Source organism: Demequina sp. (assembly GCF_016278775.1).
Taxonomy (GTDB): Bacteria; Actinomycetota; Actinomycetes; order Actinomycetales; family Demequinaceae; genus Demequina.
Genome location: NZ_JADQBF010000089.1, coordinates 18,761 through 33,326, shown reverse-complemented (window position 1 = coordinate 33,326; position 14,566 = coordinate 18,761). Strand labels below are relative to the sequence as shown.

At 67.6% G+C, this 14,566-nt stretch carries 17 protein-coding genes; 1 reads left to right on the top strand and 16 read right to left on the bottom strand.

What is annotated here, in order from left to right:
• The 13 genes from QZZ33_RS10235 to QZZ33_RS10175 form a co-directional block, all read right to left on the bottom strand.
• A partial coding sequence (locus QZZ33_RS10235) for a hypothetical protein (protein ID WP_291379865.1) occupies positions 1–364 on the bottom strand: 364 nt, incomplete at its 3' end.
• Positions 361–960 (bottom strand): SigE family RNA polymerase sigma factor, encoded by a 600-nt coding sequence (locus QZZ33_RS10230; RefSeq protein WP_291379863.1) that lies wholly within the window; start codon positions 958–960, stop codon positions 361–363. The genes QZZ33_RS10235 and QZZ33_RS10230, both read right to left, overlap by 4 nt.
• 114 nt (positions 961–1,074) lie before the next feature.
• On the bottom strand, positions 1,075–1,692 hold the full coding sequence (locus QZZ33_RS10225; protein WP_291379861.1) for a response regulator transcription factor: 618 nt from the start codon (positions 1,690–1,692) through the stop codon (positions 1,075–1,077).
• A 121-nt stretch (positions 1,693–1,813) separates the two neighbouring features.
• Positions 1,814–2,740, bottom strand: a complete 927-nt coding sequence (gene mutM / locus QZZ33_RS10220) for a bifunctional DNA-formamidopyrimidine glycosylase/DNA-(apurinic or apyrimidinic site) lyase (RefSeq protein WP_291379859.1) — start codon at positions 2,738–2,740, stop codon at positions 1,814–1,816.
• A complete protein-coding gene (gene rnc, locus QZZ33_RS10215; protein ID WP_291379857.1) occupies positions 2,740–3,435 on the bottom strand; it encodes a ribonuclease III in 696 nt (231 codons plus the stop codon). Before rnc ends, mutM begins: the two co-directional genes overlap by 1 nt.
• Positions 3,436–3,456: 21 nt before the next feature.
• Positions 3,457–3,651: a 50S ribosomal protein L32 gene (gene rpmF / locus QZZ33_RS10210; RefSeq protein ID WP_291379856.1), complete on the bottom strand. Its 195-nt coding sequence runs from the start codon at positions 3,649–3,651 to the stop codon at positions 3,457–3,459.
• A gap of 2 nt (positions 3,652–3,653) precedes the next feature.
• Positions 3,654–4,223, bottom strand: coding sequence for a YceD family protein (locus QZZ33_RS10205; RefSeq protein WP_291379855.1), 570 nt, complete (start codon positions 4,221–4,223; stop codon positions 3,654–3,656).
• A 106-nt stretch (positions 4,224–4,329) separates the two neighbouring features.
• Positions 4,330–4,812 carry a pantetheine-phosphate adenylyltransferase gene (gene coaD, locus QZZ33_RS10200; RefSeq protein ID WP_291379853.1) on the bottom strand — a complete coding sequence of 161 codons (483 nt, stop codon included), beginning with the start codon at positions 4,810–4,812 and terminating at the stop codon, positions 4,330–4,332.
• 10 nt (positions 4,813–4,822) lie between these two features.
• The gene (gene rsmD / locus QZZ33_RS10195) at positions 4,823–5,374 is read right to left on the bottom strand and encodes a 16S rRNA (guanine(966)-N(2))-methyltransferase RsmD (protein WP_291379851.1); all 552 of its coding nucleotides are present in this window, start codon (positions 5,372–5,374) and stop codon (positions 4,823–4,825) included.
• A gap of 29 nt (positions 5,375–5,403) precedes the next feature.
• Positions 5,404–6,420, bottom strand: coding sequence for a hypothetical protein (locus tag QZZ33_RS10190; RefSeq protein WP_291379849.1), 1,017 nt, complete (start codon positions 6,418–6,420; stop codon positions 5,404–5,406).
• Between the two features lie 43 nt (positions 6,421–6,463).
• Positions 6,464–7,579, bottom strand: coding sequence for an EAL domain-containing protein (locus QZZ33_RS10185; protein WP_291379847.1), 1,116 nt, complete (start codon positions 7,577–7,579; stop codon positions 6,464–6,466).
• Positions 7,580–7,867: 288 nt separating this feature from the next.
• Entirely contained in the window at positions 7,868–10,129 is a 2,262-nt protein-coding gene (locus QZZ33_RS10180; protein ID WP_291379846.1) for an ATP-dependent DNA helicase RecG, read from the bottom strand.
• The gene (locus QZZ33_RS10175; RefSeq protein ID WP_291379845.1) at positions 10,126–11,673 is read right to left on the bottom strand and encodes a DAK2 domain-containing protein; all 1,548 of its coding nucleotides are present in this window, start codon (positions 11,671–11,673) and stop codon (positions 10,126–10,128) included. The genes QZZ33_RS10180 and QZZ33_RS10175 overlap by 4 nt, the downstream gene beginning before the upstream one ends.
• Before the next feature lie 160 nt (positions 11,674–11,833).
• On the opposite strand from QZZ33_RS10175, the gene rpmB reads away from it, so the two are divergent.
• Positions 11,834–12,025, top strand: coding sequence for a 50S ribosomal protein L28 (gene rpmB / locus QZZ33_RS10170; RefSeq protein ID WP_226094661.1), 192 nt, complete (start codon positions 11,834–11,836; stop codon positions 12,023–12,025).
• Positions 12,026–12,126: 101 nt separating this feature from the next.
• Here rpmB and QZZ33_RS10165 read toward each other — a convergent pair whose 3' ends face one another.
• The 3 genes from QZZ33_RS10165 to QZZ33_RS10155 are packed head-to-tail and all read right to left on the bottom strand — an operon-like array spanning position 12,127 to position 14,533.
• The gene (locus QZZ33_RS10165) at positions 12,127–13,062 is read right to left on the bottom strand and encodes a patatin-like phospholipase family protein (protein WP_291379842.1); all 936 of its coding nucleotides are present in this window, start codon (positions 13,060–13,062) and stop codon (positions 12,127–12,129) included.
• Positions 13,063–13,089: 27 nt separating this feature from the next.
• Positions 13,090–14,031 (bottom strand): thiamine-phosphate kinase, encoded by a 942-nt coding sequence (locus tag QZZ33_RS10160; RefSeq protein WP_291379841.1) that lies wholly within the window; start codon positions 14,029–14,031, stop codon positions 13,090–13,092.
• 1 nt (position 14,032) lies between these two features.
• Entirely contained in the window at positions 14,033–14,533 is a 501-nt protein-coding gene (locus QZZ33_RS10155) for a hypothetical protein (RefSeq protein WP_291379840.1), read from the bottom strand.
• Between the last annotated feature and the right edge of the window lie 33 nt (positions 14,534–14,566).

Genomic DNA, 14,566 nt, shown 5'->3' with positions numbered 1-14,566 from the left:
CGAGTTGCGCCGCAACGCCGAACGTCAGGCCGTTGTCGGCGTTCGCGATGAGCACCACGGTGACCACCTCACCGGGTGCCACCGCCTCCGGGACCACCTGGATCTCGACTTCTCGACTGGGTTCGGACGGCGGGGGCAGGGTCGCCGCAGGGCCAGGGGCGCCTCCCCAAGGCCGCACCACGAGCACGGCGACAAGCATGACTGCAATCACGCCTGCGCTCGTCCCTGCGCGCACCCACGCGCGACGGCGGCGCGCCCGCCTGACCACCGCGTCGGGGTTGGCGACGATGCTCGGTGCGGCTTGAGCAAACTGGTGACGCAACGCTTCGACGTCGCCAGGGGGCGTACGAGGATGATCGGTCACGGTGTGCTCCCTCGTGGGCTCGTGGAGTCCGCCGGCTCTGCGAGCAACTCGCGAAGGCGGGCGAGCCCACGCGATGCGGTCGACTTGACCGTGCCGACTGACACGCCAAGTTCATCGGCAGTGTCCGCCTCGCTCAGGTCGAGGAGGTGCCTCAACACCACGACGCGTCGCTGCCGGGGCGGGAGCGAGCGCAAGGCCCGGCCGAGCCGATCCTGCTCCGCACGCGCCAACGCGCCGTCGTCTGCCGGCGGGTCCGGCATGGCCAGGGGTGCGGTGAGCGTCTCTCGGCGACTCTTGCGCCACCCGTCGATCCGCGCGTTGGTGAGAGTGCGTCGTGTATAGGCCACCGGGTCGCCGTGGCGCACCCGGCCCCATGCCAGATAGGTGCGCAGCAGCGCGTGCTGGAGGAGGTCCTCGGCTCGCACCGGATCGCCGCAGAGGTACCAGGCCACGCGCCCTAGTTCGGGCGACGCGGCACGCACAAACGCGCTGAACTCGGCGTCGGCGTCAGCCCGACCGCCCGCCAGGACGACGGTCTGATCAGGGGCGCGCGGAGGCGACTGCCTGGGCCCACCGAGTTTCGCGATTCCTCTCACGACACTTCAACGGATCAGCGGGTTAAAAGGTTGAGTCGCATCGAGAAGCGCGGCCTTGTCCGAAGCCGCGCGCACGCGACCACGCCTTCGCAAGCGCACGAACCCGAAGAGTGCCTAGCCGCGGAAGGAGGCGGCGTGACGCCGCGTCGCCCAGGCAACCACCTGAGTACGGCGCTGCAGCCCCATCTTGGACAGCACGGACGTCACGTGGTTCTTGACGGTCTTCTCGGCAATACCGAGTTCGTCGCCAATCTCACGGTTCGCCAGGCCCTGGCCCACCAACTCGACCACGCGGCGCTCCATGGGCGTCAGCCGCCCCAGCACCTCGTCGTCGCGCACACGAATGTGCTGGCCGTGCTCCTTGCCGGTGGCCGCGAGGCGCACCGCCTCCACCACTTGCTGCGAGCCAGCGGTCTTGGGAAGGAACATGTCGGCACCCGCGGTGCGGGCTGCGCTTCGGGCCTCATCGTCGTCATACGACGTCAACACGATGATGTGACAGTCGGGAAGGGTACGGCGCACGTGAGCGATCAGCTCGAGGCCTGTGCCGTCGGGAAGACGCAGATCCGAAAGGACCACATCGGGACGCACCGCATCGGCGCGACGGACCGCTTGCGCGACCGTTCCGGCCTCCGCGACAACCTCGATGCCTTCAGCACGGTCGAGAATGTCGCAGATGCCGCGGCGTACGACCTCGTGGTCGTCCAAGACAAGAACCCTGACGTTGTTCATGTCCTCAGGCTAACCCGAGGTCCCGTGTTTGATCGGGGCCAAGGTCCCGGGTCCTACAGAGAGTTGTGCGGAACGGCGTCGCTTGTCCCGGCATGTCGCTGGGTCCGACGTCCGGGGAGTCCTAGTCCCGGGTGGTCCTGCGTGCGAATCGGCGTTGACACCGCTGGCACCAGTGTGTGGAACGGCCGCCGATGCGTTCGACGGTGATCATCCCGCCGCACCGTTCGCACGGCTGTCCCGCGCGCCCGTAGACGGCCAGATGCCGCGAGAAGTAGCCGGACTCGCCGTTCACGTTGACGTAGAGCGCGTCGAAACTGGTGCCTCCGTGCCCGAGTGCGGTCGTCATGATTTCCTTCACACTGTCCAGAAGCATGCGCGCCGCCACACCGGTAAGCATGTTCGCTTCGCGCTCGGGCTGGATTCGGGCGAGCCAGAGCGCCTCATCCGCGTAGATGTTGCCGATGCCGCTCACTACGGTCTGATCGAGGAGCACCTGCTTGATGGCGCGGGAGCCCTTCCGCAAGCCGCGCACGGCCGCAGCCTCGCTGAGGTGCGGGTCAAGCGCATCGCGCGCAATATGTGCGACGGAGGCGGGCACTGCCTTGCGCGCGGTGCCCTGACCTCCCGGCTGGTGGTCGGTGGTGGGGACCAGTCCTTCCGCGTGGAGGTAGCCGAAAGTGCGTTGGTCAAGAAAGTCCAGCGTAAGCGGAGTGCCGTTCCGCGTGAGCGACAACCGGGCACGGCAGTGGGTATGCGCCTCGGGCGGAGTGTCCTCGAAGACGCGGAACTGCCCGGACATGCCCAGGTGAGCGCTCAGCGCCGTCTGGACGCCAGCGTCGTCCCCCGCCAGTGGCACCCACAGGAACTTGCCGCGCCGCGCGATCTCGTCAATGCGACCGCCGATCACGGCGTCGGCGAACGCGGCGGCGCCTCCGGGCATCAGCCGCACACACGAGTCCCGCCGGATCTCAACATCCACCACAGTCGCGCCGAGGACGAGAGCCTCAAGACCGGCGCGTACCGTCTCGACCTCGGGAAGCTCTGGCACTAGGGGGTGGCGAGTGCGCCGTGGGCCACCTCGGCGGCCTCCTGTTCGGCGACCTTCTTGGAGGAACCCGTGCCCGTCCCGCGAGGGATGCCGTCGACCAGCACGGTAGCGGTGAACGTCCTCGCGTGGTCGGGGCCCACACCGGTGACCTCGTACACCGGCCCAGGCAGGCCAAAAGCGGAACAGGCCTCTTGAAGCGCGGTCTTCCAGTCGAGCGCGTCGCCAGCGGTGGCGGCCTGCTCGAGCGACGGTCCAACCAGCCGCAGGATCACGTCACGGGACACGTCGATCCCATGAGTGAGATAGACGGCACCAAACACCGCCTCGAGGGTGTCGCACAGGATCGAATCCTTGTCGGGGCCTCCTGTGGAGAGTTCTCCCTTGCCCAGCAGCACGAACGAGCCAAGATCGATCGCTCTGGCTACGATCGCGAGCGCTCGTTGGGAGACGCATGATGCCCGAATCTTGGCCAGGTCTCCCTCTGCCAGTTCAGGGTGGTCGCGGTAGAGGCGGTCCGTGACGACGACGCCGAGTACGGAGTCGCCGAGAAACTCGAGGCGCTCGTTGGTGGGCAGGCCGCCGTTTTCGTACGCAAACGAACGGTGAGTCAGCGATAGCACGAGCAACTCGGGGTCGACGGAGACACCGAGCCGCTCAGTGAGAATGGCCGCCGCTTGGGGGCCAGGAGCACTCACGGGATAGCCCGAGAAGAGGCTTTACGCCTCGTGCTCGGTACGCAACGCCTCGGCGTACTGGCGACCGTTGTACGCGCCGCAGGACGGGCATGCCGCGTGCGACAACCTGTCTGCCTTGCACGAGGGGCACGTCGTGAGGTTGGCAGCAGTCGTCTTCCACTGCGAACGACGCGAGCGGGTGTTGCTGCGCGACATCTTGCGCTTGGGAACAGCCACGGCTAACTCTCTTCCTTGTCAGACAGCCCGAGGCTGTCTTTCACACTTTCTAGTGCCGACCATCGAGGGTCGAGTATCTCATGAGCATGGTCCGGATCGTTCGCGAGCCGCGCGCCGCATTGGTCGCACAGCCCCGGACAGTCCGGTTCACACAGTGGGGTGAACGGCAGGCTAGTGACCACCGCATCCCTGACGACGCCTTCAAGATCGATGCTTTCGCCGTCGAACTCGAACACGTCATCCGCATCGTCACCCTCTTCACGCGGCGCGTCGGGGTAGAGAAACAGACCCTGCACTGGAACCTCGAGGTCAAGATTCACCTCGTCCAGACAGCGACCGCACTCCCCCGTCGCTCGCGCTGAGAAGGTGCCGCTGACCCAGATTCCATCGGTGACCACCTCGCACTGAATGCTCAGCGTCGCGGCGGCTCCCACAGGAACCCCGATCACGTCCGTACCGAGGGCATCGCTGACTGTCAGTTCACGGGAGTACTCGCGATGAGTACCTGGCCTGCGCACCAAGTCACGCACGTGAATGCGAAAGTCGGTATCGGCTTCGGGAGAGTGTTTCACACGCTCCTCCATGTCCTAACGGTCCCTTTGGACCTCGGCCCGGTAGTGTCCGGCGGGCCAGCAGACGATCTTACGCGATGGAACGCCGTGAACTCAAACTGCGGACCTAGTCTTCTCCGCGGAGCGCCTCGAGCACGGCCGTCTCCACGCCAGGTGGAACGTAGCCAGAGATATCGCCGCCGTGTCGCGCCACGTCCCTCACCAGCGATGAGGCGATGTGGGCCAGAGCGCTGTCTCCCGTGAGAAAGACCGTCTCGATGCCGCTGAGCGAGCGATTCATCAGCGCCATCGGGCGTTCCACGTCGTAGTCGGCGCCGCCGCGTAGACCCTTGACGATGGCGACGGCGCCTTGAGCCTCGCAGAAGTCGACGAGAAGTCCCTCGGTGGCTGCGACCTCCACGCCCTCGACGTGCGATACGGCCAGTTGCGCCACGCGCACGCGCGTGTCGACGTCAAGCAGGGGCGACTTGGTGGAGTTGTGCGCCACGGCAATCACCACCCTGTCAAATAGCTGGCGTGCGCGCACCGCGATGTCGACGTGACCCAGAGTGATCGGGTCGAAGGATCCTGGAAAGACAACAGTGGCCATGATTCGCAACCTAGCGCACGCGCTCGGCAAAGTAGACAGTGGTCTCGCCGTACGCCTTGCTCTGGACGATGTCCAGGCCCTGCGGCCACTCGGGAGTGGGGCGGCGGGAAGACATCTCCAGCACCACTGTCGCGTGGGTTGCCAGGTGAGGCACGAGCGCTTCGAGGACGGGTGTCAGATCGCCCTGCGCGATGTCGTACGGCGGGTCGAGGAAGGCGATGGTCCACTGTGCGGCCGCGCGCCCCAGAAAGGGTAGAGCCCGTTCGCGCACCACGGTGGCGCGCGTGCCGAGTCCAAGTTCCTTGACGTTCGACTGGATCACCCGCACGGCTGGCGTGGCGGATTCGACAAAGGTGGCCTCGGCCGCTCCCCTGCTCAGCGACTCGATTCCGAGCGCTCCAGAGCCTGCATAGAGGTCGATCACGTGGGCGCCCCGCAACGCGTCGGCATGATCGAGGCGCGAGAAGATGGCCTCACGCACCCGATCGGAGGTGGGCCTAGTTCCGGACTTGGGAACCGCCAGCTTCCGGCCACCGATTTCTCCAGCGATGATGCGCGTCATGCACGTAGCGTACGACGCTGTCTGCGCCGTCACGATGCGATGACGGCGAAGGCGACGGTGCCGGCGTACACACCAGGGATCGCAAAGCCCTCGAAGCCGATGCCTCTCTCGTCCCTGACCACCAGGCCAACGGCGAGCACCGCAGAGATGAGGATGGTTCCTCCCAAGAGCACTGGCGCGGCGGGGCCTACGTTCGCGTAGATCGAGCCTTCCAGGAAGAACAGGTCGGCGACCGCGATCATGAGGGTGTCAAAGACGTTGCCGCCGATGATGTTGCCTACGCCCATGGTGATCGAGCCCATCCTCACGGCGGCGATCAAGGTGATGAGTTCGGGTAGCGAAGAGATGGCCGTCGTGATGGTGAATCCGGTGACCCCGGAAGGGATGCCGGTCGCAGCCACTACGCCGAGGCCCGCACGCGCCACCACCCAACCCGTGAGGGCCACCACCGCGCCGAGGCCAGCGAAGGCCAGCCACAGGCGCGACAGGGGCGCGGCACTGGGTGCCTCGCCCGCCTCATCCCCCGTGGTCCTTGTCTGTCTGGGGCGCCACTGTGGCGCGTCCTCGACGGACTTGAGCAACCGTAGGCCGTAGAAGTAGAACGCGGGGATGGCGAGCGTCAGCGGGTGGAACCACCCCCACGACAAGTCGGGCGTGGCGTACGCGATGATGGGCAACGACAACAGAGCCACCAAGACCATGGACTGCAGCAGATTCGGCAGGGAGGCGGCAGCGTGCTCCAAGTTGGCGCGCCGATACATGAGGTCTGCGATTGCGATCCACACCGACTGAATGGCGACGCCACCCAACGGGTTCGCGAGCGCAAAGTCGGCGTCGCCTGCCAGCGCGCCCGTCGCGGTCGTGACAATCCCTGTGAGCGACGTGACCCCGCCCAACAGCAGAGCTCCCGCAGTCGCCTTGCCCATGCCGGTGCGCTCGGCGATGTCATCGGCCACGTGTGCAAGACGGGTTCCTGCAAACGCGAGCACGACCACGGCCGCCGCGAGCGCCACGACGCTTGGCATGAGTGGCCAGGCGTCGTTCATCGCTCAAGTTCCTTGGGGTTCGGGGACCAGGGCTGTGCGAGGTCTAGTTGCCCGCGCCGGTGGAGTCGACGCTCGCCTTGGTCATCTCCCTAGTTTGCCAGTCAACCGCGTCTGCGTCGCTCGGGCGCCCCAAGTGGAAGCCCTGACCGATCGCGCATCCAAGCGCCCTGAGTGCCTCCAGTTGTTCTGGCTCCTCGATCCCCTCGGCAATGGTGAGGGCTCCGAGCGAATGAGCCATCTGCACCATCGCTCGCACGAGAGCGTGGCTCTTGGGATCGGTGCCGAGGGCGGCCACAAACGACCTGTCGATCTTGATGATGTCGATCGGGAACTCGGCCAGGTACTCCAAGGAGGACTGTCCCGTACCGAAGTCATCCACCGCGATGGTCACTCCCAAGTCCCGCGCCGCACGCAAGGTCGCGAGAGCTCGGACAGGGTCCGCGATAATCGCGGTCTCCGTGATCTCGAGGCACAACTGGAACGACGCGGAGGATTGACTGCGGACCACCTTGACCAGGCCCTCCAAGAACGCGGGGTCGGTCAACTGCACGGCCGACACGTTGACCGTGACCAGCAGCCCCGTGCGTCCCTCGTCGGCCCACAACTGGGCTTGGTCCGTCGCCTGGTGGAGCACCCGCGTTCCCAGAGCCGTGATCACCCCAGTGCGCTCCGCCTCTGGGATGAACCGGTCAGGGGGTATTGACCTGCCCTTGGAGTCGCTCCACCGGCACAGAGCCTCGAACCCGATCACGTCACCCGTGGTGAGGTCGATCAGCGGCTGGAAGTGGACTCGCGTCTGGTTGTGCCGCACCGCGGCGCGCAGACCCCGTGCCACGAAGACATCGCGCACCATCACGTCCAGCGGGCGCGATTGTGACTTCGCGAGCGTGGCGGCGACGAGGCCGACGAGCACGAAGAGGGCCATTCTGACGAGCCACGAGCCAAGCTCCTGATGCTGGGCGCCAACGACGGACGACGGCATCAGCGGGCCTACGACCACGCCGGCAACCACGCTTGCCGCCACGGCCGCCCTGGCGCCGTGCCGCACCGCCACGTACAGAATGGGCACGTAGTAGAGGTGAGCGAGGGTGCTGGGAGCGCCCCCACTCAGGGCGACCAGCAACGTCACGGCGGCGGTCGCCACGACGAACAGGCCCACGCTGACGCGCGTCGTGACCGCTTGCGCAGCACGCTGAGCCTCCAGGCGTCCGGCGCGAGAGTCGGCAGCAACACCGGCACGCCGCGTCGCTCGTCGCTGACTCCCTAGCCGCACCCCCGTGCCCCCTCGCACTTCACGCGCCCCTGGACCTCAGCGGCGTCACGGTCCCGCACAGGAATCGCCTCGTCATGGGACCTCCGCCTAAGTGTTTCGAAAACGCTCTGTGCTGAGCCTATCGTCGGGTCCCGAGAGTTCTTGAGCAAAGCCGCGCCGCCACGTCGTGGATTCCTAGGCGCGTTCGAGGAAGTCCTCGCGCTCGCCGAGCCACGCGCCAATGGCCTCGGCGAGCGCCGGCGCCTTCTCAAGCGCGGCGTCGGCATCGATCAGGACGCGAGCGTCCTCGCGGGCTGTCGCCAGCACCTCGGCGTCGCGCACCACCCGCAGCAGCCTCAGCGAGTTGCGCCCACCGGATTGGGCGGCACCGAGCACATCGCCCTCGCGACGCAACTCAAGGTCCTTCTCGGCAAGCGCGAAGCCGTCGCTCGTTGACGCGACCGCGGTGAGCCGTTCCAGCGAGGAACTCCCCTCTTGCGCGTGGCTGACGAGCAGGCAGAGCCCCGGCTCGCTCCCCCGGCCCACCCGTCCCCGGAGCTGATGCAGTTGCGACACCCCAAAGTGTTCTGCGTCCAGCACCACCATGGTGCTCGCCTGGGTCACGTCGACACCCACCTCAATGACGGTGGTCGACACCAGGATGGGAGTGGTCCCGGCTGCGAAGGCCGCCATGGCCGCATCCTTCTGGTCAGCCGTGAGACGCCCATGCATGACGCCGATGTCGATGCCAGCCATCGCTGGCAGGCCCCGCAACCGCTCGGCGACGTCCACGACGGCTTCGAGCGGTTGGCGAGTCGGGACCGCGGGCGCCTCCGGGATGTCGAGGGTGGGGGCGTCGGTCGCTGGAGTCTGCGGTACGGAGGCGTCGTCGCCGACCGGGTCTGGCTCGGCATCGTCCTCCGGCTGGTCCCCCTCGATGCGCGGACACACCACGTAGGCCCGCCTGCCAGCGTCGACCTCTTCGCGCACGCGCTGCCAGATGCGGCTCATCCACGCGGAGTTGTCGGCGGGGACCACGTGCGTGACGGTCTCGGCGCGACCGGCTGGCCGCTCCGTCAGCACCGACGTCTCCAGGTCCCCAAAGACCGTCATGGCGACGGTGCGTGGAATGGGCGTGGCCGTCATCACGAGCGTGTGGGGCACGCTCTTACCGCGAGCGCGCAACTGGTCTCGCTGTTCAACGCCAAAGCGGTGCTGCTCGTCGACCACCACCAGGCCCAAGTCCGCGAACTGGACGGTCTCGCTCAGCAACGCGTGAGTGCCCACCACGATCCCGGCTGCTCCTGACGCGGCCTCTGCGAGACCCTGGCGCTTGCGCACGGACCCCTGAGAGCCGGTGAGCAGAGCCACCCGCGTGGCCATCTGCGCCCCACCAAGGGTTCCGCCCTCCGCGAGGGGGCCCAGCAGATCGCGCAAGGTGCGCTCGTGTTGGGCGGCGAGCACCTCGGTGGGCGCCAGCAGCGCCGCCTGTCCCCCAGCGTCGACGACCGCAAGCATGGCCCTCAGCGCCACCACGGTCTTGCCGGAGCCCACGTCGCCTTGAAGCAGGCGCAGCATCGGCATGGGTCGCTCAAGGTCGGCGGAGATTTCCCGCCCCACGGTGACCTGGCCGTCGGTGAGCGCGAACGGCAGGCGCGCGTCGAAGGCGTCGAGAAGGCCCCCCGTCACCGCGACACGGGGCACCGCAGAGTGCGACTCCCTGTCCGCGCGTCGCCTCGCGAGCGCGGTCTGCAGCACCAGCGCCTCCTCGTACTTGAGCCGTGCCTGAGAGCGCTTGATGTGGTCCTGGTCGTCTGGCACGTGCACTCCCCGCAACGCCTCCAGCAACGTCGGCAAGCCGTGGAGCTCCCGTAGCGCCTGGGGAATCGGGTCGGGGACGTCAGCCTCTGTCAGCGGGTCAAGAACGGTGCGCACTGACCGGCCGATGCGCCACGTCGGCACGGAAGCGGCGGCTGGGTACAGCGGAATGGGGCGAGACGCCTCGAGAGTCGCCTCTTGCTCGTCGGCGGCGTCAAGGCCGACGATGAGGTAGTCGGGGTGGACGAGTTGCCGCCTCCCGCGGTAGTCGCCGACGGTGCCGGTGAACAGGCCGGTGCGGCCGGCGCGCAGTTTGTCCTCGTGCATTCTCAGCACCCCGGTGCGCTTGGCAAAGAACGTCAGCTGCAGGGTGTCGCGCCCGTCGGTGACGATCGCCTCCAGCATGGCTCCACCGCGCGACCTCATCGGACGCACCGTGGTGGAGCGCACCTGAGCCATCACGGTGACGTGCTCCCCCATGGCGAGCGCCCCCATGTCGGTCAGCTCCCCAGGCACCCCGTACCTGCGCGGGTAGTGCCTCAGCAGGTCCTCGACGGTTTCCAGGCCGAGCTTGGCGAGCGAACCGGACGTGCGGGAGCCGAGCACCTTGGACAGTGCCTGCTGCAGCACCCCGCTCATGCGCCCCTCTCCACGCCGATCAACACCCCCGGCTCCAAGTGTCCCCCCTGGTACACCGTCACGTCGGCGTGCGGACACACCGCCGCGGCCGAGAGTCGGACCGAGTCCGCTGTGGCGTCCGAGACGCCTCGCGCCAGGATGACAGTGACCACCTCGGTGTCAGGCTGCAACAGCCTGTCGGCGTCGTCGTCGATAGCGTCGGGACTCGATCGCGCGACATCACAGCGTGCCAGGGCCTGGCGCATCACCTCGGCGAGCGGCTCGCCTGGCGTGACCGTCGCGCCAGCCGCGATCGCCGCGATGACGTGTGCCTCGTGGTCTGCGGGCAACGCCACGACCCGATCGACGCCCTTGCGCGCGGCTAGCTCCTCTGCGGCCGCGCGCAACGGCGCGTTGCCTGCGGCGATCACGACGCCGTGGGAGGACGCCTCCCGCACGGCACGCCTCAGTTCCCGCCGCTTCAGCCTGGAGGGGTCAGGCACCACAAGGACGACGGCACCGGCATCGGCCAACGGCGCCGCCAGCCCTGGGCACGACGTGAGGGCCACCATCCCCGTGCCTTGCCGCGAATTGTGTGACTCGCGCGCATGGCCCAGAGCGATGGCGCTCACCAAGATTTGCCGAGCATGGCGGACGATGCCCTCCTCGACGGCCTGGTCTGGCACGTTGGTGTGGACGTGGGCGTGCACCAGCCCGTGGCTCGCCGTGACCGCGACGGAATCGCCGAGCGCCGCCAGCGCCTGAGTCAGTTCGTGATCCGGTGCTGGCTTCGCGTGGGGACTGCGCTCTGGCGTCGTGGCCACGAACATCACCTCGTAGGCACCGCCTGCCTCGTGGTCCTCATGGCGCGCGGGGACGGCCACGACCCCCTTGCCGGTCGACGCGAGCTCCCACTCGACATAGTCGAGATCCCGGAGCACTCCACTGCCCGCGAGCGTCTCCGCCAGCATCTCCAACTGGAGCACCAATCCCGCAGCGCCAGCGTCGACCACTCCGGCGGCCTTGGCCGCCGGAAGTTCGTCGCTTGTGGAGCGCAGCGCAGCGCGCGCGGACACCACCGCCGCGACGATCACGGCGTTCCTGTCTGCTTTGGTCGCCACCGCGTCGGCCGCACCGGTCGAGGCGGCCTGAGCCACGGACAGGATCGTGCCCTCGACGGGCGCGCCCACCGCACCGTAGGCGGCATCTGACGCCTCCTGAAGTGCCATGGCGATGGACACCGGCTTCGCGTTGCTGAGCCCACCTGCCTTGTCCACGTGCGTGAGAAACGCCGCCAGGTATTGAGAGACGATCACCCCTGAGTTGCCGCGGGCGCCCAACAGCGCCCCGCGCGCAAAGGCCGCGACAACTTCGCGGTGACTCGCGGTGGGAGGCAGCTTTGCGACGGCTCTGTTGCCCTCCTGAAGCGTCAGGTAGAGGTTGGTGCCGGTATCGGAATCCGGCACGGGAAAGACGTTGATGGCGTCCAGTCGATTGCGCGCGCGTTTGACCGCATGCGCGCCTGAGGCAAGCCAGTGACGCAGTTCGTGCGACTCGGCTGGCATGGTCCTCCTGTGGTGGCGACTGAACGCCTGCGAGGGCGTCAGGCCTGATTGGCAATCCGGGTCCTTCTCGGATACCCTAATGCGGTTGCCCGGACGCGGGCATTCATCGTGTCGCGACCTTCAAGAGGTACCGCGCGCTCAAGACTCTAGGAGAACCATCGTGGCAGCCAATTGCGACGTTTGTGGCAAGGGCCCGTCCTTCGGGCACTCCATTTCGCACTCACACCGCCGGACCAAGCGCCGTTGGAACCCGAACATCCAGCGCGTGCGCGCTGTGGTGGCCGGTAGCCCCAAGCGCCTCAACGTGTGCACCTCGTGCCTCAAGGCCGGCAAGGTTGTGCGCAACGCCTAAAGAGCTTTCACTCACCCCATCGCGGGCGTCTTCCACTGCGGAAGGCGCCCGTTGTGTTTTCTGGCGTGATTGCCACCGCCGTCTCAAGGCGAGCCGCAGGGCTACGCCGGCCACGCGTCGAAAGCCGCATCAGCCCGCTCGCGGCCCAGGTCGATCAACTCTGACGCCCGGTGAAAGTCGAGAGTCCCGCACGAGTCGACGGGAATGTCGATCATCACATCGGGAGGGTACGCGGCCAGCCGATACCGCATCACGGCCGTCTGCATGAGATGGAACGAGCGGTCCACTACCTCGAGAGTTCCGATCGTCGACGCCGGCTTCTCCACGGCCTCTGGCAAGGGTTCTTCAGGGCCTCCGAACTGAGGCACAAAGGAGCGAATCGCAGGCTCGATGACATTCGGAAGCGACGGCAGCCTGAGCTTGGGCATACGAAAGCCACCGCCAGCGTCGGCCGTCTCCGTCCCCCACGAGGTAGCCGGGCCGGACAAGTTGACGGCGATGATCGCATCGGCGTGCACGTTGGCCAATGGCGTCACGGGCACGGGGTTGAGGAGGCCCCCGTCGGCCAGCACCATGCCTTGCTTCACGAGCGGTGTGAACACGGACGGCACCGCCATTGACGCCCGCATGGCGTCGATCATGCGGCCGGACGTGAACCACACCTCGCGTTCGCTCACCAGATCGACGGCGACGGCCGTGTAGGGAATCCTGGCATCCTCGATATTGAGGTCGCCCAGGTGCTCACTCACCTTGGACATGACCTTCGAGGCCTTCAGCAGGCCAGCGCCACCCCTCCCTGGGTCCATGAGGCGCAACACGTCGCGCCTGCCAAGGCCAACCACCCAGTCGCGATAGCTCTCCATGCCACCGGCGATGTAGAGCCCGCCGATGATGGAGCCCATCGAACTGCCAGCGATCCCGATGACTTCCCAGCCGCGCGCCTCGATCTGCTCGATCACGCCGATGTGCGCGTATCCGCGCGCACCGCCCGCGCCGAGAGCCAGAGCCACCCGCCGGGGCCTTGCCTTTGCTGCCACGCTCACAGGCTAGCCGGGACGCGGCGGTCAGGACGAGAAGTGGTCCCACCCCAGCGTCTCTGGAATGGCCCCGTCCACCCGCACCCCTTGGTAGTCGTCCACAACGGAGCCCACCTGCGTCCAACCGTCCGGCAGAAAGGCTCCCGCCGGGAACGTCGCCAACAGGCAGTGGTCCTCGCCCCCTGTGAGGGCCCAGGAGAGGGCGTCGACGTCCAACACGCGGGCGGCCTCCGTCGCCGCCGGGTGTACCGGCACGGATGCGGAGTCAATCGCCATGCCCACGTCGGACGCCCGCGCTATGCGGCCCGCGTCGCGCAGCAGTCCGTCGGACACGTCCAGCATGGCCGTCGCGCCGCGCAGGGCCGCCTCAAGGCCGGCACCGATCAGCGGGCGCGGACGCAAGAACAGGCCCACCGCCTCGAGGCCCTGCCCCTGGCCAGCAGTGAGCAGGGCAAAGCCTGCTGCGGCCGCGCCCAGCGGCGCGGAAACGGCGACAAGGTCCCCTGGCATGGCATCGGCGCGTGTCACGGGGTCCACTCCGTGGGTCTCCCCGATGGCCGTCACCGAGATGGCAATCTCGCTCGCGCCTGACAGGTCTCCCCCGACCACGCCGACCCCGTGCGGCTCGCACGCCTCGCGAAGCCCGTCGGCAAAGCCCAACACCCATTCCACGTCGGTGTCTGCCGGCGCGGCGAGCGTCACCTGGAGGGCGGTCGGCACGGCACCCATCGCGTCGATGTCGACGATGTTCTGCATGGCCGCACGCCAGCCCACGTCGGCGGCGGTGCTCCACTCGCGTCGGAAGTGCCGGTTCTCGATGAGGACGTCGGACGAGACCACCAGGTCCCCGTCAACGGACAGCACCGCGGCGTCGTCGCCTGGCCCCAACAGCGCGGCGTCTGTCTGGGGAAGCCGGGGTGCGAAGAGGTCGATCAGTGCGTCTTCGCCCAGCTCTCCAATCGTCGTCACGTCACTCCTCGAACCGTACGGTGTAGCCGTGCTCGCGGGCGGCCTCGATCAGGGGGGCAGCCGATCTCTTGTCCCAGTCCACTGCGGAACGGAACCCCGTCGAGCTACGGCCGTCGGACACGATGTAGGCGCGTGCACCCTCCGGGCCGGTGCGCGTCAGCGTGAGCTCGCCTCCGCCGGTGAAAGGAACCCACTTGCGAAGCGAGACCACGTTGGACAGGCCAGCAAGTTGCCACGCGCCCTCTCGCGTGCGTCCGTCCAGCAGGGAGATGCGACCGGTCGCCAGCTCTCCCGACACCCAATACGTGCGTGCCGTCACGAACCCACCGGCGACCAGCACCGCCGCCACCGCGAAGCGCAGCCCACTCTCGATCACCACGAGCACGGCGACGGCGACGGCAAGGTTGATGAGCAGCGGAACCGTCCAGTGCCGCAACGGCGACGGCTTCTCGAGGGGCTCGTCTGGGTTGACGAGCAACGGCACTGAATCCTGGGTGTTCATGATCTCCTTGGGGTCCCCCACAGACTACCGAGC